Origin of the sequence: Rhodoferax sp. (assembly GCF_039922535.1) — a bacterium.
GTDB lineage: Bacteria > Pseudomonadota > Gammaproteobacteria > Burkholderiales > Burkholderiaceae_C > Rhodoferax_B.
In genome coordinates, this window is sequence record NZ_JBDTEM010000061.1 from 1 (window position 1) to 16169 (window position 16169).

Annotated in this window: 16 protein-coding genes and 1 pseudogene; 9 read left to right on the forward strand and 8 right to left on the reverse strand. The window is 62.4% G+C overall.

Annotated elements, in window-relative coordinates; genetic code table 11:
• Positions 1-1631, forward strand: a 1631-nt coding sequence (locus tag ABI213_RS02520; protein WP_348025967.1) for an NADP-dependent isocitrate dehydrogenase, incomplete at its 5' end; no start/stop codon positions are given.
• A 346-nt stretch (positions 1632-1977) separates the two neighbouring features.
• Positions 1978-2988, forward strand: a complete 1011-nt coding sequence (locus ABI213_RS02525; protein ID WP_348008655.1) for a beta-propeller fold lactonase family protein — start codon at positions 1978-1980, stop codon at positions 2986-2988.
• A gap of 19 nt (positions 2989-3007) precedes the next feature.
• Here the strand turns inward: ABI213_RS02525 and ABI213_RS02530 are convergent, their stop codons facing one another.
• Positions 3008-3670, reverse strand: coding sequence for a hypothetical protein (locus ABI213_RS02530; RefSeq protein WP_348025969.1), 663 nt, complete (start codon positions 3668-3670; stop codon positions 3008-3010).
• A 228-nt stretch (positions 3671-3898) separates the two neighbouring features.
• On the opposite strand from ABI213_RS02530, the gene ABI213_RS02535 reads away from it, so the two are divergent.
• The 3 genes from ABI213_RS02535 (at position 3899) to ABI213_RS02545 (ending at position 6266) form a co-directional block, all read left to right on the forward strand.
• Positions 3899-4072 carry an AraC family ligand binding domain-containing protein gene (locus tag ABI213_RS02535; protein WP_348008650.1) on the forward strand — a complete coding sequence of 58 codons (174 nt, stop codon included), beginning with the start codon at positions 3899-3901 and terminating at the stop codon, positions 4070-4072.
• Positions 4073-4161: 89 nt separating this feature from the next.
• Positions 4162-4725, forward strand: a complete 564-nt coding sequence (locus tag ABI213_RS02540) for a heme NO-binding domain-containing protein (protein ID WP_348008651.1) — start codon at positions 4162-4164, stop codon at positions 4723-4725.
• An 11-nt stretch (positions 4726-4736) separates the two neighbouring features.
• Positions 4737-6266: an EAL domain-containing protein gene (locus tag ABI213_RS02545; protein ID WP_348008652.1), complete on the forward strand. Its 1530-nt coding sequence runs from the start codon at positions 4737-4739 to the stop codon at positions 6264-6266.
• A gap of 70 nt (positions 6267-6336) precedes the next feature.
• Here ABI213_RS02545 and ABI213_RS02550 read toward each other — a convergent pair whose 3' ends face one another.
• Together ABI213_RS02550 and ABI213_RS02555 are read right to left on the reverse strand one after the other, a co-directional pair.
• A complete protein-coding gene (locus ABI213_RS02550) occupies positions 6337-7659 on the reverse strand; it encodes a metallopeptidase TldD-related protein (protein WP_348025971.1) in 1323 nt (440 codons plus the stop codon).
• On the reverse strand, positions 7659-9116 hold the full coding sequence (locus tag ABI213_RS02555) for a TldD/PmbA family protein (protein ID WP_348025973.1): 1458 nt from the start codon (positions 9114-9116) through the stop codon (positions 7659-7661). Before ABI213_RS02555 ends, ABI213_RS02550 begins: the two co-directional genes overlap by 1 nt.
• Positions 9117-9401: 285 nt before the next feature.
• On the opposite strand from ABI213_RS02555, the gene ABI213_RS02560 reads away from it, so the two are divergent.
• Entirely contained in the window at positions 9402-10001 is a 600-nt protein-coding gene (locus tag ABI213_RS02560) for a response regulator (protein WP_348025975.1), read from the forward strand.
• Positions 10002-10056: 55 nt separating this feature from the next.
• Here the strand turns inward: ABI213_RS02560 and ABI213_RS02565 are convergent, their stop codons facing one another.
• Both ABI213_RS02565 and ABI213_RS02570 read right to left on the reverse strand, forming a co-directional pair.
• A complete protein-coding gene (locus ABI213_RS02565) occupies positions 10057-10824 on the reverse strand; it encodes a carbon-nitrogen hydrolase family protein (RefSeq protein ID WP_348025977.1) in 768 nt (255 codons plus the stop codon).
• Positions 10825-10899: 75 nt separating this feature from the next.
• Positions 10900-11274 carry a hypothetical protein gene (locus ABI213_RS02570; protein ID WP_348025979.1) on the reverse strand — a complete coding sequence of 125 codons (375 nt, stop codon included), beginning with the start codon at positions 11272-11274 and terminating at the stop codon, positions 10900-10902.
• A gap of 135 nt (positions 11275-11409) precedes the next feature.
• Between ABI213_RS02570 and ABI213_RS02575 the strand changes: the two genes are divergently transcribed.
• Positions 11410-12330 (forward strand): patatin-like phospholipase family protein, encoded by a 921-nt coding sequence (locus ABI213_RS02575; RefSeq protein ID WP_348025980.1) that lies wholly within the window; start codon positions 11410-11412, stop codon positions 12328-12330.
• Positions 12331-12536: 206 nt separating this feature from the next.
• Here ABI213_RS02575 and ABI213_RS02580 read toward each other — a convergent pair whose 3' ends face one another.
• The gene (locus ABI213_RS02580) at positions 12537-13091 is read right to left on the reverse strand and encodes a phasin family protein (protein ID WP_348008260.1); all 555 of its coding nucleotides are present in this window, start codon (positions 13089-13091) and stop codon (positions 12537-12539) included.
• Positions 13092-13287: 196 nt separating this feature from the next.
• Between ABI213_RS02580 and ABI213_RS02585 the strand changes: the two genes are divergently transcribed.
• On the forward strand, positions 13288-14229 hold the full coding sequence (locus tag ABI213_RS02585) for a histone deacetylase (protein ID WP_348025982.1): 942 nt from the start codon (positions 13288-13290) through the stop codon (positions 14227-14229).
• On the opposite strand, the gene ABI213_RS02590 is transcribed toward ABI213_RS02585, so the two are convergent.
• Positions 14226-14840, reverse strand: coding sequence for an FMN-dependent NADH-azoreductase (locus ABI213_RS02590; protein WP_348025984.1), 615 nt, complete (start codon positions 14838-14840; stop codon positions 14226-14228). The two genes, ABI213_RS02585 and ABI213_RS02590, sit on opposite strands and share 4 nt — an antisense overlap.
• A gap of 123 nt (positions 14841-14963) precedes the next feature.
• On the opposite strand from ABI213_RS02590, the gene ABI213_RS02595 reads away from it, so the two are divergent.
• Entirely contained in the window at positions 14964-15872 is a 909-nt protein-coding gene (locus ABI213_RS02595; RefSeq protein WP_348025986.1) for a LysR family transcriptional regulator, read from the forward strand.
• Here the strand turns inward: ABI213_RS02595 and ABI213_RS02600 are convergent.
• A pseudogene (locus tag ABI213_RS02600) lies at positions 15869-16169 on the reverse strand (ROK family transcriptional regulator); the annotation flags it as partial. The gene ABI213_RS02595 and the pseudogene ABI213_RS02600 sit on opposite strands and share 4 nt — an antisense overlap.

The window sequence follows — 16169 nt, forward strand, 5'->3', positions numbered from 1 at the left end:
TGATCACTAAGAGCGGAAAAACCATTGTTCTCAAGCCCAAGGTGGCCCTGCTGGACCGCGAGATCATCGACAGCATGTTCATGAGCAAGAAGGCGCTGGTCGAGTTCTACGAAAAAGAAATTGAAGATGCCTACGCCACGGGCGTGATGTTCTCGCTGCACGTCAAAGCCACCATGATGAAGGTATCGCACCCCATCGTGTTTGGCCACTGCGTGAAGATTTTCTACAAAGACGCTTTCGCCAAGCACGGCAAGCTGTTTGAAGAGCTGGGTGTCAACGTGAACAACGGTATGGCCAACCTGTACGAAAAGGTTGCCACGCTGCCCACCGCACAGCGCGAAGAAGTGCTCAAAGACCTGCACGCTTGCCATGAAGGCCGCCCAGAGCTGGCCATGGTCGATTCGGCCAAGGGCATTACCAACTTCCACTCGCCCAACGACGTGATCGTGGATGCGTCCATGCCCGCCATGATCCGCAGCGGCGGCAAGATGTGGGGTGCTGACGGCCGCCTGAAGGACGTGAAGGCGGTGATGCCCGAGTCCACCTTCGCCCGCATCTACCAGGAAATCATCAACTTCTGCAAATGGCACGGCGCGTTTGACCCCAAGACCATGGGCACGGTGCCCAACGTGGGCCTGATGGCGCAGCAAGCCGAAGAATACGGTTCGCACGACAAGACCTTTGAGATCACCGAAGACGGCGTGGCCAATATCACCGACCTGGCCACCGGCGAAGTGCTGCTGAGCCAAGACGTGGAAGCGGGCGACATTTGGCGCATGTGCCAGGTCAAAGATGCTGCCATCCGCGACTGGGTGAAGCTGGCCGTGACCCGGGGCCGTAACTCCGGCATGCCGGTGGTGTTCTGGCTTGACGCGTACCGCCCGCACGAAGCCCAGATGATTACCAAGGTCAAGATGTACCTGCACGAGCACAACACCTCGGGCCTGGACATCCAGATCATGAGCCAGGTGCGCGCCATGCGCTACACGTTGGAGCGTGTGGCCCGTGGGCTGGACACCATCTCGGTGACTGGCAACATCCTGCGCGACTACCTGACCGACCTGTTCCCCATCATGGAACTCGGCACCAGCGCCAAGATGCTGTCCATCGTGCCCCTGATGGCCGGTGGCGGCATGTACGAAACCGGTGCCGGCGGCTCCGCGCCCAAGCACGTGCAACAGCTGGTAGAAGAAAACCACCTGCGCTGGGATTCGCTGGGCGAGTTCCTGGCCTTGGCCGTGAGCCTGGAAGACCTCGGCATCAAAACCGGTAACGACAAAGCCAAGCTGCTGGCCAAAACCCTGGATGCCGCCACCGGCCAACTGCTGGACACCAACAAAGGCCCGTCCAGCCGTACCGGCGAGCTCGACAACCGTGGCAGCCACTTCTACCTGGCCTTGTACTGGGCCCAGGCTCTGGCCGCGCAGACCGAAGACAAAGAGCTGCAAGCCCACTTTGCGCCCTTGGCCAAAGCCCTGGCCGCAGGCGAAGCGCAGATCGTCGCCGAACTCAAAGCCGTCCAAGGCCAACCCGCCGACATCGGTGGCTACTACCTGCCCGACGTGGCCAAGACGGAGGCCATCATGCGCCCCAGTGCCACCTTGAATGCGGCTTTAGCAGCCAGCGTTTGATGCAGTAGCGTTGCGTGTTCGACCGGGGTCTTGTCTGACAAAGACCGGTCGAATGGCCACGCGCTCCAGGATATAGACTCGAAAGCGGACGTGCCACTAAGGCATGTCCGCTTTTTTATGTGCATATTGCTATTTAAAATATAGCGATATGCGCCGGTATTGATTGCGCCAACAGTTGATTTTGTTCTGAATCTGCGCTTATATCTTGCATGGGAATACAAAATTAGTTGTTCGATGTCGAACCACTGACTTTGGAGGCACCATGCCCGTTCAACGCCGCTTCCTGCACCATCTGGCCTTGGCCGCAATCTTGTGCTGCACGGCTGTCTCCGCCAATGCAAAAACCATGGTGTATGTGGCCAATGCCGACAGCCAAGAAATTTATGTGATGGATTTGGACGGCCGCAATGGGGCGCTTACGCTGGTCGAAAAAGTGCCGACCGGTGGGACGGTGATGCCACTGGCCATCAGCCCCAACCATCGGTTTCTGTACGCATCGCTGCGCTCGGCTCCGTTTTCGGTCACCAGCTTTTCGATTGCACCCGACACGGGCAAGTTGGTGCCGCTGGCCACCGTGCCGTTGGCAGACAACATGGCCAACCTGGCGACAGACAAAACCGGCCGGTATTTGCTGGCCGCGTCTTACTCCGGAGACAAAATCTCCATTAACCCGATTGCCCCCAACGGCTTGGTGGACGCTACGCCCGTCAGCGTGACCAACACTGGAAAAAATGCCCATGCCATCGCCACGGACGCGGGCAATACCCATTTGTTCGTATCCAATCTGGGCAGTGACGTGATGCTGCAATACAAATTTGACGCCAGCACGGGTCACATTGAGCCTAATACGCCGCCGTCGTTGGCTACCGTCAAAGGGGCGGGGCCGCGCCATTTTGTATTCCATCCCAACCAGCGGTTTGTGTTTGGCACCAATGAGCTCAATGGTACGGTCAGCAGCTATGCCTACAACGCGGCGCAAGGCACGCTGACCTGGCTGAGCTCCATTTCGGCATTGCCTGCGGGTTTCAGCTGGAAGGAAGCTCTGGCCACAGCCGACATCCACCTGACACCGAATGGCCAGTTCTTGTATGTGTCTGAGCGCACCTCCAGTACCTTGACGGCCTACCGTGTCGATGCGCAAACCGGTGCGCTGGCCACGATTGGCAATTACCCCACTGAAACCCAGCCCCGTGGTTTCAATATCGATCGCAAAGGCCAGTATCTGTTGGCTGTGGGACAAAAATCGAATGGCTTGACCAGCTACGCCATCAACTCCGAAACCGGTGCACTGACACCGCTGCAGAAATACGGAATGGGGAAAAATCCCAATTGGGTCGAAATCATCGACCTACCGTGAAAACCGCGCTGCTGCGGGTCTACAGCTTGCCGTACTGCGTGCCCCCCGTCTTGTCCCCACCTTCGAGCGGCATCAGGTCCGATAGGTATTCCTGCTCCCCCACGCGCACCAGCGGCGGTGCTTTGCCGCGCTGCAGCGCGGCCATGAAGGCGGCGCGTTCTTCGGCTGACACGGCGGGGTAGCGGTGGCGTGACAGCGGGGTGGAGGCGGCTGCGCCGTCCTGGGGCGGGGCGGCCTGGGTGCGCAGGGCTGCAGTCTCTGCACCGCCACTGCGCACCGGGTCGCTGGCGCGGGCCCGGCGCTCAAACGGTTCTTCGGTTTCGCTCACGCGCCAGTAAATGCCATCGACCACCACCCCATAGCGTTGGTAGGCCGCCGTGCGGATGCTTTGCTCCATGGCCGCAAAACTCTTGGTTCGGGCCTGAGCCCCCGCCACAAAAGACTTGGCCACATCCACCATGGCAATGAAGCGGTGGTGCCGCTCGTCTACCGGCATCACCTTGAAGCGGTACATGTTGGAGACCACCTCCATTGACAAAAACGTCTCGCGGATGGACTGGTACAGGCACTCCTTGCGGTAAGCCTTGCGCTCCTCCAGGTCCATGCGCTGGGCTGGCGACCCCGGCGAAATGTCTGCTGGGCTGGGCGCGGGGCGCTTTTTTCTTTTTAAAAATGCAAACATATCAAATGGCGGATCCCAGTGGAGTTGATCTGGCCCGGGTTTGCGGACTCCGTGGGCCAACCCATTATGCGGATTTCCAGCTTGCTTTTGGACGGTGGTGTACACCGTTTTAGGGATGAAAAATCAAAATAAGCTACTCTTTAAAAGCAGAGCCCAATGTGCCGATTCTGCTGGCGCTGGCTTGCTGTACACGGTCCCTTCCTAGGCTTGCAGATCACATGGGCGCCTATGACAGACCGTGTCCACTACCAACAGATTGCCGGTTTGCCCGGCCTGGTGCTGAGCGCGGCGCGGTTTGCGGATTTCAGCTTCGGGCGGCATGTCTACCTGGACTACCACATCGGCGTGGTGAACGAGGGCGTGCAGCGCCAGATGGCCTGTATTCTGCAGTCCGCTGCGTGATAAACCACCACTTTCGGCATACCCAGAGGGCGTACAAGTCGATACACTGTTCTTCACCTGTACACGATTTATGTCGATAGGGAGACGCTGTGAAAGGTATTGTCTTTACCGAGTTTCTTGGCTTTGTTGCCCAGCGTTACGGCGAAGACGCGGTAGACGACATCATCGAAGCCAGTGCCTTGCCCAGCGGCGGTGCGTACACCTCCGTAGGTACCTACAACCATGCTGAACTGGTGACTTTGTGCGATGCGTTGGCGCAGCAAACGGGTGTTGCGGTGCCCGTTCTGGTACAGGCCTTCGGCTTCCATCTGAGCGGGAGTTTTGCCAGGGGCTACCCCGCATTCTTTGCCCGCTGTAGCCATCTTTTCGATTTCCTGGAAAGCATAGAGGCGCATATCCACAAAGAGGTGCAAAAGCTCTACCCGGATGCCGAGCTGCCCACCTTCACGGTGCTGGAGCGCACCGCTTCGCGGCTGGTGCTGGACTACCGCAGCCCGCGCCAAATGGGCGATCTTGCCGTGGGTCTGATCAAAGGCTCGGCCCAGCATTTCGGCATCCAGGTCCGCGTCGATCCGCAGGCACATGACACGGCAGATGGACCTATGGTGCGGTTTGTCATCGACGTGGCTGGCGACACGTCTATCCCGGTCTAGCGGCCTCTCCGATGCCCGCCGACACTACCCGCACCGATTTGACCGAGCGTTTGCGCCGCATCGAGGTGCGGCTGGATCGGGAGCGGCGTGCCCGTGCCGAGGCGGAGTATTTGCTAGAAGAGAAATCACGCGCCTTGTACGAGGCCAATCTGGCACTCGGTGCCCTGGCCAACGACCTGGAGCAACGTGTGGAGGCGCGTACAGAAGAACTCCGAACCGCACGCCAGGCTGCGGTGGCACAGGCAGAAACCGATGCCCTGACCGGCATTGCCAACCGGGCTGCATTTACCCGTCGGCTGGATGAAACGCTAGGCAATACGCATGCGCTGCGGGCTGGTGTGGCGCTACTGCTGATCGACCTGGACGACTTTAAAACCGTCAACGACACCTTGGGTCACCAGGCCGGTGATGCCCTGCTGGTGGAGGTGGCCCAGCGTTTGTCCGAGGCTTTGCGCCCGGATGACGCGGGCCGCACAGGGGACCTGGTCGCCCGCCTGGGGGGCGACGAATTTGCGGTAATCGCCAAAAACATGGGCCCTCCACAGCACCTTCAGCGGCTGGCGCAGCGGCTGCTGAACGTGCTGTGCCGCCCGGTGGTGTTTAACGGTGTCAGCATCCCTTGCTATTGCTCCATAGGCGTGGCATCGGCCGAGTTGTCCGAGAACGATGCCGACACCCTGCTGGGCAATGCGGATTTGGCCTTGTACGCGTCCAAGCGCACGGGGCGTGCCCGCGTGACATGCTACGAGTCCAATTTGCGCGTCGAGGTGGAACACCGCGCCCGGCATGAAAACGCGGTGCGTGAAGCCGTGCTGGCCGACCAGATCAAGCCCTGGTTCCAACCGATCTACCGCTGTGACCTGGGCCGCTACACCGGCGCCGAGATGTTGGCGCGCTGGCATCTCCCTTGTGGAGAGGTCCGACCGCCGCTGGCCTTTCTGGACACGGTGGAAGCGCTGGGCCTGCTCGACGTGATGATGGAAAACATGCTGCGCCGCGCCTTGCCCGAAGCGCTGCCGCTGGTGGTCAGCGGTGCCATGGACTACCTTGCAGTGAATGTGTCACCCACCCAATTCAACGAAGGCTGGGCACTGCGTACGCTGCCTCCTATGCTGGCCCAGGCCGTGTTCCCGGCCCAAGCCTTGGTGATTGAGCTGACGGAAACCGCGCTGCTGCAAGACACCGAACACACCCGCGCCATGCTGCATGCGCTCAGAGCCCAGGGTATGCGCATCGCGATAGATGATTTTGGCGTGGGCTATTCCAACTTCTCGCTGCTGCGCCAGTTGCCTTGCGACTTCCTCAAACTCGACCGCACGCTGAGCCTGGATGTGGAGCACGACGAGTCGGCGCGGGCGCTGACCGAATGCATTCTGACCCTGGCCTCGCGTCTGAAGATCCAAGTGGTGGCCGAAGGGGTGGAGACGCTGCAGCAGTCGCGCTACCTGCTGGAAGCCGGCTGCGCGGCCCAGCAAGGCTATTTGCATGCGCGGCCACAGCGCGATTTGGCAGGTTTGTTTGCGCACGCTGCGGCGCATTGATGCTTCTAAAATGATAGCTGCTGACGCAGGTTCGCCCTGCGGTAGGGGCGATTTTTCTATAAATCGGTGACTACAGCGTCAACGCAAACCCCTCCACAATCGCCCCCGGCGCGGTGATGCTCTGCAGTTGTCGCGCCCCGTAGGTGCCGTCGGCGGGCACCAGCTCGGCGTGGTCGGTCAACGCCACCAACCCCGGCCCGAACATGCGCAGAAACGAGTCGTCGAAGCGCATTACCGGGATGGGCGCAACGATTTTCCCGTCCTCCACCCAGAAGCAGGCGAAGCGGGTCATGCCGGTCATGCGGCAGGCCTGGCGGTCGCTGTAGTTGAGGTAGTGCAGGTTGCTGATGAACACGCCCGTGCCCAGGGTCTGCAGCACTTCGGCTTCGGGCAGGGGGCCGGCGGCCATGGCCAGGGATTCGGGGCTTTCACCTTCGCCGCAGCCGTTGGTGGGCATGCCGTATTCCACCGCACTGCGCGGGGCGGTAAGGCTGGCGGCCATCTGGCCTGCGCGCACCAGCGCCACCGCGTCGGGTTTGGTGAAGCCGTCGGACTGGAAGCGTGGGGCGATGCCTTCTGCCGTGGCCTCGGTCAGCGTGAGCAGGGGGCTCAAAGCGGCCTTGCCCTGGTGGGCCAGCAGCAGGGTGGACGTGCCGGTTTTCAGGTCTTTCAAGCCAAAGCCGCCCCAGGCCAGCGTGCCCAGCAGTTCGGCCACCGCCACGGGGCTGAAGTACACGCGGTAAGCACCGGGGGCCAGGGTTTTGGGCGGCAGCGCCAGCAGGGCCAGGCGGGTCCGGGCCTCCTGCACGCGGCGGGCGAATTCTGGTGTGTGCCAGTCGGTACCCGCGTAGCTGCATTTCACCGCCTGGTCTTTCTCGCGGTACAGGCACCAGTCGAAATGGAAACTTTCCACGCTGTGCCAGTTGCGCTGGCCTCGGCTGTCGGCAAAGGCGCGCACCACGCTGCCAGCGGCGTAGAAACCCACCAGGTCGGTGCCTGCGGCGTGCTCGGCCACGGCGGCTATCAACTGCGCAGGCGTGGGCAGGGTGCCTGTGGCGCTGCGTTCGGTGTGGACCACTGCGTCGGGCTGCAGCAGGTAGGCATCGTCGGGCACCAGGGGCAATTGCGCCAGCAACGCGGTGCGCTCGGCCAGCAGGTCGGCGGTGTCGGCGGCCAGGTCGCCGCCCAGGCTGATGCTGCTGGAAGCGCGCTTCTGTCCCGCCACCACGCTGACCGTGCCGTAGCGCTGGTCCACGTGCGTGGCCTGTCGCACCTGGGCGTGGTTGAAGCGGATGAAATCCGAGGACTCGGCGCTAAAGTAGAGCGTGACGCGGTCGGCACCGGCGATGGGCGTGCAGACGGCAGCGGCGAGTTGTTGGAAATAGCTTTGCATCATGCGGCTCCGCCAAATACGGCCACGTCTTTGAACAGGCAGGCCGGCGACGCATGGCCGACGCGGATCACCTGGTTGGGTTCGCCCTTGCCGCAGTACGGCGTGCCCATTACCTGGAAGGTGGACGCGTCGCCCACCAGGGCCAGCGAGCGCCAGAAGCTGGCCGAGATGCCCCGGTAGTTGGGCCGCTTGACCACTTCGGCCAACTGGCCCTGGCGCACCATTTGGCCCCACTCGCAGCCAAACTGGAACTTGTTGCGCGAGTCGTCGATGCTCCACGAGGCGTTGGTGCGCAGCACGATGCCCAGCTCCATGCTGGCCACCATTTGCGCCAGCGTGCTGTCGCCGGGTGCGATGTTCAGGTTGCCCATGCGGTCGATGGGCGCGCGGTTCCAGTTGCACGACCGGGTGGTGGCTACGCCGTTCAAACCGGGCCGCTGGCTTTGCGCGCGGGCCTGCGACAGGCTGCCGCCCAGCGGCCGCTGAAGGATGCCGTGGCGGATGATCCATTCGCGCTGGGCTGGTGTGCCGTCGTCGTCGAATGCGAATCCGGCAAATTCATGTTCCTGGTCGGGCGCGAAGCCCACGTTCAGCAGCGGGCTGCCGTAGGCGTAGCAGCCGAACATGTCCAGGGTCACAAAGCTGGTGCCCGCAAAGTTGCGCTCGTCGCCCAAGATGCGGTCCAGCTCCAGCGGGTGGCCGATGCTTTCGTGGATTTGCAGCATCATCTGGTCGGGCATCAGCAGCACGTCCATCACGCCGCTGGGGCAGTTGGCGGCGTGTACCAGTTCCACCGCTTCGCGGGCCACGCGCGGGCCGTCCTGGGCAAAACCCGCGCGGTCCAGCACCTCCAGGCCGCCTTGCTGGCAAAAGCCGTTGTACTGGCCGGCCGAGCTGCGGGTTTGGGTGTCGCCGTTGGCAGTGGCCACGGCGGTGATGTTGGGCACCACAAAGTCCCAGCTCTGCGCCATGTGGCCGCCGTCGCTGGTCACCAGCACCTGTTCGGTGTGGGTGGTCCACAGGGCGGCGCTGCGGTCTACGATCTCGTCGCTGATGCGGGTGCTGGCGCACACCTCCTTGAGCAGATCGAAGCGCTCGGCCAACGTGGTCTGGGCTACCGGGCGCTGGTTGGCCGAGGCAAAGCTGCCGGTGGCGCGGGGCCGGGGTGCCTGGGCAAAGTCGAACACGCTGTGTGGGGCGCTGGCTGCCGCCAAGGATCGGGCCTGGGCAAAGGCCTGGCGCAGGCCGCGCTCCGACACATCGCTGGTGGCGGCAAAACCCTGCCCGCCGCCGTGTTGCACGCAGACCATCACCCCGGCATCGCGCTCGCGGCTGGGGGCTTCGGCAACGCCGTTGCGCACCACCAGGCGCTCGGCGGATTCGACCACATGGCGGACAGACCAGAAGTCCAGCCCGGTCGGGGCGGCGGTGGATGCAAGTTGAGCGATGTGGGACATGGTGCTATTAAATAAGTAGCTTATGACGCAGGTGGAATATGCGCCAGAGGCCGATTTTTTATAAATTTTTAAAACCTGCGGCCCATGCTACAGCCAGAATGGACTCTGCCACTTGGACCCCGGAAAACCCTTTACGTTATGGGAACGATGGGCGGGCACAAAAATCGCATAATCGGCGGTTGCTGGTACGGCGCACGGTGGGGTGTTTTACCAGGTGGGCCAGCTTTGACGACACAACTGCCAACTCTGCGGCCGCCAGAGCAGGCACGAACCGGACACACTGTGATGAACTCTTTTTTAGACCTCTTTCAACTCTATATGCTGCCCTTTGCCATCGGGCTGGCCATGGTGGGTCTGTACATGCTGCTGCGGGGCCTGGGCAAGCAAGAGGATGTGCCGCCGAAGGCCACTTCGGCTTTTGTCGCCGCGCAGCCGCGCCCCGCGTTGGCCGAAGTTTCCGTGGTGCAGGCACCCATCATGGTGCCCGAGGCTTCGGGTCTGGCGCACAAAGACCTGCTGGTCGTGGACGATTCGGCCGTGGCCCGCGCCAAACTGCGCAAGCTGCTGGAGGGCGCTGGCTACAGCGTGGCGCTGGCCAATGACGGAGCCGAGGCGCTGGAGGTGCTGGCGAGCTGCAGCTTCGCGGTGCTGATCACCGACCTGGAAATGCCCAACATGAACGGCTTCGAGCTGATTGCTGCCGTGCAGGGCAATATGGACACCGAAGACATGCCCATCGTCGCCATCACCGGCCACGACGAAATGCAGGCCCGGGTGCACGACTGCCAGGGCCTGTATGGCATTTTCAAGAAGCCCTGGAACGACCGCGAACTGCTCAAGCGCGTGGCCACCCTGGTGCAAATGCGGCAAAAATCGTCGGCCTGAGCCTCTTACCCTTTGCACACCAAAGCCGCAGCGATGCGGCTTTTTTTGTGGCCACTTAAGACGCCAGCGCCACCGCATGGACGGCACCGCGCCAGCCTTGCGGGCCGTATTCCGCCACCACCAGCGCCGGGCCGGTGCCGGGTGCGGCCACCACCAAGTCACCGCCCGGTGCCCAAAAGCTGCTGCGGCCTGCGCAGGCATAGCCACCGGTTGTGCCGCCCTGGTTGGCTATCAGCACGCCCATGCCGAATTGGCCGGCGTAATGCTGGAGCTGCGCAACTTCGGCGGCGTAGCCGCCCACAGACACCACCGAACTGGCGATGTACAGTGCGGCCCCCGCGGCGGCGGCCCGCTCGGCGTGGGGCGGGTGCATGGCATCGGCGCAGATGGCCAGGGCCAGCGGCGTGCCGTACAGGGCAAAGTGGTTGTCGCCCGCCGGGTCACCGGGTGTGGCGAAGCTTTCTTCGCTGGTGTGCAAATGCTTTTTGCAATACACACTGCTGCTGCCGTCAGGGTAGAAGCGGATGGCGCCGATGTGGGGCCGCAGTACATCGTGGGAGGCGATGGGCGCGCCGACCACGATCGCCATGCGGGCCTGGCGGGCCAGGTCTTGCAGGGTTGCCAGGCCCGCATCGCTGGGCTGCAACACGCAAGCGGGCAGCAGCGCGGGCTCGTAGCCGCAGAGCGATAGCTCGGGAAACACCAGCAAGTCCACCCCGGCATGCTGCGCCGCCGTGATGAACTGCGTGTGGATGCGCACATTGGCGGCGATGTCGCCCGGCACCGAAATGGACTGGGCGGCGGCGATACGGAGTGGGAGCATGGTGCTATGGATTTAGTAGCTGTTTGCGCAGGTTGTATATGCGCTAGAGGCCAATTTCTTATAAATTCTTCAGTTTCAGCAGGCGAACGACTCGACAAATTTGGGGTCGCCAGTGAACCGGCATTCCAGTGTGGCAGCACCCATGGCCAGTCGGGTGCCGTTGGAAAATTGCAGTTCCAGCCGCACCGGGCCGGGCGAGGTATACGGGAACGGCAAGGTCGGCACAGTCACACCATCCACCCACAGCGTGCCGTGCGATAGGCGGCCCACGCCGTCGGCCAGCGGGCCGTCCACGTTGGCCTCTGTACAGGCGATTTCTAGCGACTGCACGTAGCCCGCGCCTGCGCCATCGGCTTGCACAAAGGCGGCGGAGAAGGTGAGAGTGAGCGTGCCGTTGTGCAGCGCCATGCTGCGGACTTCGGAGTCGTGGAATTCCAGTTGGCCTTGCATGCGGTGTACCGTTTTTTTGGGCAGTTTAGCGCAGAGTCTGGGCTTTTATTTTTTGCCTAAAATGGGCATCTAGCGCAGACTCTGTAAAGACTTGTAGCTATATTTATAGTAGTAAATACCCAGGCCTGTTCCCTTATGAAATTTTTCCCTTTGCATGCACTTGGCCGACGCGGCGTGGCCGTTGGCTTGCTGGCCGCGGTGCTGGCGGGTTGCACCACCGCACCCATCGAGCTGAACCCGCCGCCGGCCACCAACCCACCCGCTGTCAAACACCTGCCGCGCATCGGCCTTGCGCTGGGCGGCGGCGCGGCACGTGGCTTTGCGCACGTGGGGGTGGTGCAGGTGCTGGAAGAGGCGGGCATCCGCCCTGATCTGGTGGTGGGTACGTCGGCGGGTAGTCTGGTGGCATCGCTGTACGCCAGCGGCAAGACCGGCGCGCAGTTGCAGCAGGTGGCTGACACCATGGAAGAAGCGGCGTTTACCGACTGGACCCTGCCCATCTTCAGCCGGGGCGCGTTGCGCGGCGACGCGCTGGCCCGCTACGTCAATGCCCAGGTGGCGAACCTGCCGATCGAGCGCATGCCGCTACCCCTGGGTGTGGTGGCCACCGACCTGCACAGCGGCGACGCGGTGCTGTTCCAGCGCGGCGACACCGGCACGGCGGTGCGGGCATCTAGCGCGGTGCCTGCGGTGTTCCAGCCGGTGCGGATTGCCGGGCACGAGTATGTGGACGGTGGCCTGGTGTCGCCCGTGCCGGTGCGCTTTGCCCGGCAGATGGGGGCTGAGCTGGTGATTGCTGTCGACATCTCCAGCGCGCCCGAGGGCAACCCGGCCGATGGCACGCTGCAAATCCTGCTGCAAACCTTTGCCATCATGGGCAAAAGCATCAACACCTATGAGTTGCGCGATGCCGATGTAGTAGTGCGCCCCGTGCTACTGGGCATGAAAAGCGCCGACTTCGGCAGCCGCCGCCGTGCGGTGAAGGCTGGACGGGCGGCGATGCTGCAGGCGTTACCCGCGCTGCGCGCCGCTATGGCCGCCAAGAGCCACGTTTGAGAGTCAAATAGGCTGCTTACGCATGTTCTATCTGCGCAGGCAGCTACTCTTTGTGTAGCGTGCAGACGAAAAAAAACCCCGTCTTGCGGACGGGGCCTTGAAGGATTCCTGAGCCTGATGGCGTCGAAAGAATCCGAGGAGACAACTGGCGGGAACCGGGGTTCCTCAAAATTGCCTTGCAGGGTCTGCGAACAGACCCGCAGAAATTAACGCTTCTTGGTAGCGGCAGCAGCGGTGGTGCCAGCGGCAGTCACGGCTTGGGCAGCCACAGCCTTGAAGTTGGCTTCGGCAGCGTCAGACGCTTGCTTGACAGCCTTTTGAACGGATTCAAAAGCGTTGTTGGCAGCGGACACAGCGCTCTTCATCACGGCCACAGCGGATTCGGAACCAGCTGGCGCGTTCTTGGTGGCGGACTCGATCATGCCAGCAATCTTCTTTTGCGCTTCAGCGGATTGGCCTTCAACAGCCTTGCTGAACTCAGAGCTGGTGCCCTGGGCGATGTCATAGAGGTGACGGCTGTAAGCAGCGGTCTTTTCAGCCAAAGGCTGCAGCAGGCTGGCTTGCAGAGCCAACAGTTCTTGTGCGTCTTTCACGCTCAGAACGGCTTGCGAGTGGCTGGAGGCTTCGGTCAGTGCAGCCTTGGAAGCGGTCAGGTTCAGTTCGACCAGCTTTTCCACGCCTTCGAAAGCCTTGGTGGTCAAACCAAACAGGGTTTCAACGGTTGCTTTGTGGGAAGCCATCATTTGTTCAGCAGTCATCATGTCAATATCTCCAGTTTAAAAAAGAAAAAGTTCACTATCTGCGCTGACTTTGATCCGTTGCCGGTTATGTTGCAGTGCAGCATGGAATAAATTATAGGCCGTCCATTCCAGCTTGCAATAGGCATTTGCTGCACTGCACCATTTTAGGGATTCGACTCTATCGCCGGTCTCATTCATCCCTGAGACATGTTTTTATATGCACGCCTATTACTCAGACCATTTTGTATTGCCCCTGCCCGAAGGCCACCGTTTTCCGATGGCCAAGTACCAAATGCTGCGCGACCGGGTGGCCGCCGAATTGCCCGGTGTGCAGATGCAGCCTGCCCCGCGCGCCAGCGACGGCGAGCTGGCATTGGCCCACCACCCGGCTTACATCCGGGCCATAGCCGACGGCAGCATCCTGCAGCTGCAGCCTGCCGCCATGCGAGAGATCGGTTTCCCGTGGAGTGAAGAGATGGTGGAGCGCTCACGCCGTTCGGCGGGGGCCACCGTGGCGGCTGTGCGCGGCGCGCTGGAAGGGCAGGGCATTGCGGCCAACATGGCCGGTGGCACCCACCACGCTACAGCCGACAAGGGCGGCGGGTTTTGCGTATTCAACGATGCAGCGGTGGCCGCACGGGTGGCGCAGGCCGAATGGGGACGCACGCACCTTCAGCCTTTGCAGGTGGCGGTCATCGATCTGGACGTGCACCAAGGTAACGGAACGGCGCACATCTTTCAAAATGATACGAGTGTCTTCACCCTGTCACTGCACGGCGAGAAGAACTTTCCGTTCCGCAAGGAGGCCAGCGACCTGGACGTGCCGCTGCCCGATGGCTGTGGCGACGATGCCTATATGGAAGCCTTGGAGATGGCGCTAGGCCATTTGGAGCAGCGCTTTGCGCCAGGCCTGGTGATCTACCTGGCCGGTGCCGACCCGTTTGAGGGCGACCGGCTGGGCCGCCTCAAACTGAGCTACGACGGTCTACAGACCCGTGACCGCCGGGTATTTGACTGGGCCTGGCAGCGCCGTGTGCCGCTGGCCTTTGCCATGGCGGGCGGCTACGGCGTGCGCATTGAAGAGACGGTGCAGGTGCAGATCAACACTTACACCGTGGCTTTGGAGTACGCCCGCCGGTGGCGGGCGGGCACCCATTAAGCAGCCAGGGCCTCGATCTCTTTGGTGGCCGAAGCGAGCGCAGCGGCTTTGGCATCAGGGCCCATCGCCACGCCTTCGGCACGCACAAAGCGCACATCGGTCACGCCCAGGAAGCCGAACACCACGCGCAGGTAACTCTCCTGGTGTTCCATGGCCTGGCCACCTTCGGAGGCGGAGTACACACCGCCGCGGCCCAGGGCCACGATCACCGTCTTGCCACCGGCCAGGCCGACGGGGCCGGTTTCGGTGTACTTGAAGGTGCGGCCGGCCTGGCAGATACGGTCGATCCAGGCCTTGAGTTGCGTGGGAATGGTGAAGTTATACAGCGGCGCGCCGATCACGATGGTGTCAGCAGCCAGGAACTGCACTACCAGCTGTTCGGAGATGGCGTTTTCCGCGCGCTGTGCCGGGCTCAGGGCCGCATCCGTCGGGGGCATGCGGAAACCCAGGGATTCTGCGGACAAATGGCTGGGGGGGGCCACGGCCAGGTCCAGGTGCTCGACCGTAGTGCCGGGGTGGCTGGCTTGCCACTGCGCGCTGATCTGGGCGGTGAGGGTGCGGGTGACGGAGTTGGAGCCCAGGATGCTGGAGTCGATGTGTAGCAGTTTCATGGTGTGGTTGGGTAGTAGAGCCACCGATGTGGCGATGGATAGAGTTTCGCTGCTTAACAATCACCTGATAAGTGGGTGAAAATGCGATGCATCGTTCTACTGGTGGGACGATGGAGTCCAAGCATGCAAGATTTAAACGACATGGCCTACTTTGCCGAGGTGGTGGAGCGCGGCGGTTTTGCTGCTGCCGGGCGGGCACTGGGTCTGCCCAAATCCCGGTTATCGCGCCGGGTGGCCGAGCTAGAAGCCCGGCTGGGCGTGCGCCTGCTGCAGCGCACCACCCGCAAGCTGTCGTTGACCGAGGTGGGCGAGATTTACCACCGCCACTGCATGGCCATGCGCGACGAGGCCGATGCCGCCGCCGATGCCGTGGCCCAAGCGCAAACCGAGCCGCGCGGCACCATCCGCATCGCCTGCCCCGTGACGCTGGCACAAACCACACTGGGCGAAGTGATGCCGCTGTTTCTGGCCCGCTACCCGCTGGTCAAGGTGGATATGCGGGTCAGCAACCGTGTGGTAGATCTGGTGGAAGAGGGGGTGGACGTGGCCCTGCGGGTGCGGCTGACACTGGACGACAGCGGTACCCTGGTGGTGAAGAACTTTGGCATGACACGCTCGCTGCTGGTGGCCAGCCCGCAGCAGTTAAAGCGACAGGGCTATCCGGCCACGGTGGAGGATCTGTCCCGGATGGATTCCGTCAGCATGTCGGCCAGTGACGGGCGGGCGGTGTGGCATCTGCAGGGGCCCGATGGCGAGGTCCGCACCGTAACGCACCAGCCGCGCTACGTAGCCGATGATTTGCTGACCTTGAAGCTGGCGGTGCTGGGCGGCACGGGCATCAGTGTGTTGCCTGCCTACATGTGTGCTGACGAGATGCGCCAGGGGCAACTGCTGCCCGTGCTACCGGGTTGGGCCCCGCACCCGGGTGTGTTCCACGCGGTTTTTCCATCCCGCCGGGGCATGCTGCCTGCCGTGCGGCGGTTTCTGGATTTTCTGGAAGAGCACCATCTGAACGATGGCTTGCAAGCCTAGGTCTTTAGAAACAGATCCCGGTCCGGCGCGAAGTTGGCGTGCAGTGGCAGCAGCGCGCCGCCTAGAGCCCGGGCATCCGAGCCGATGCTGCCAGCGACCAACTCCGTGCGCCACAGGCCTTCCCAGTTGAAGTCGTCCAGGGCCAAGCGGGTGCGCTCCAGCAGCAATTCCAGCAGCGGGCGGCACAGCGAGCCGTCGATCACCACGGCTTCCAGGTCCAGAAATGCCGTGCCGCTGACCACGCAATGCGCCAGCGCCGCAGCAGCTTGCGCCACCCAGGCCTGGGTTTCCGTGGCA

Bases quoted from the DNA above. Each gene is read 5' to 3' on its own strand.
- ABI213_RS02525 (WP_348008655.1), top strand. From the start codon at position 1,978: ATGGTGTATGTGGCCAATGCCGACAGCCAAGAAATTTATGTGATGGAT.
- ABI213_RS02530 (WP_348025969.1), bottom strand. From the start codon at position 3,670: ATGTTTGCATTTTTAAAAAGAAAAAAGCGCCCCGCGCCCAGCCCAGCA.
- ABI213_RS02535 (WP_348008650.1), top strand. From the start codon at position 3,899: ATGACAGACCGTGTCCACTACCAACAGATTGCCGGTTTGCCCGGCCTG.
- ABI213_RS02545 (WP_348008652.1), top strand. From the start codon at position 4,737: ATGCCCGCCGACACTACCCGCACCGATTTGACCGAGCGTTTGCGCCGC.
- ABI213_RS02550 (WP_348025971.1), bottom strand. From the start codon at position 7,659: ATGCAAAGCTATTTCCAACAACTCGCCGCTGCCGTCTGCACGCCCATC.
- ABI213_RS02555 (WP_348025973.1), bottom strand. From the start codon at position 9,116: ATGTCCCACATCGCTCAACTTGCATCCACCGCCGCCCCGACCGGGCTG.
- ABI213_RS02560 (WP_348025975.1), top strand. From the start codon at position 9,402: ATGAACTCTTTTTTAGACCTCTTTCAACTCTATATGCTGCCCTTTGCC.
- ABI213_RS02565 (WP_348025977.1), bottom strand. From the start codon at position 10,824: ATGCTCCCACTCCGTATCGCCGCCGCCCAGTCCATTTCGGTGCCGGGC.
- ABI213_RS02570 (WP_348025979.1), bottom strand. From the start codon at position 11,274: ATGCAAGGCCAACTGGAATTCCACGACTCCGAAGTCCGCAGCATGGCG.
- ABI213_RS02575 (WP_348025980.1), top strand. From the start codon at position 11,410: ATGAAATTTTTCCCTTTGCATGCACTTGGCCGACGCGGCGTGGCCGTT.
- ABI213_RS02580 (WP_348008260.1), bottom strand. From the start codon at position 13,091: ATGATGACTGCTGAACAAATGATGGCTTCCCACAAAGCAACCGTTGAA.
- ABI213_RS02585 (WP_348025982.1), top strand. From the start codon at position 13,288: ATGCACGCCTATTACTCAGACCATTTTGTATTGCCCCTGCCCGAAGGC.
- ABI213_RS02590 (WP_348025984.1), bottom strand. From the start codon at position 14,840: ATGAAACTGCTACACATCGACTCCAGCATCCTGGGCTCCAACTCCGTC.
- ABI213_RS02595 (WP_348025986.1), top strand. From the start codon at position 14,964: ATGCAAGATTTAAACGACATGGCCTACTTTGCCGAGGTGGTGGAGCGC.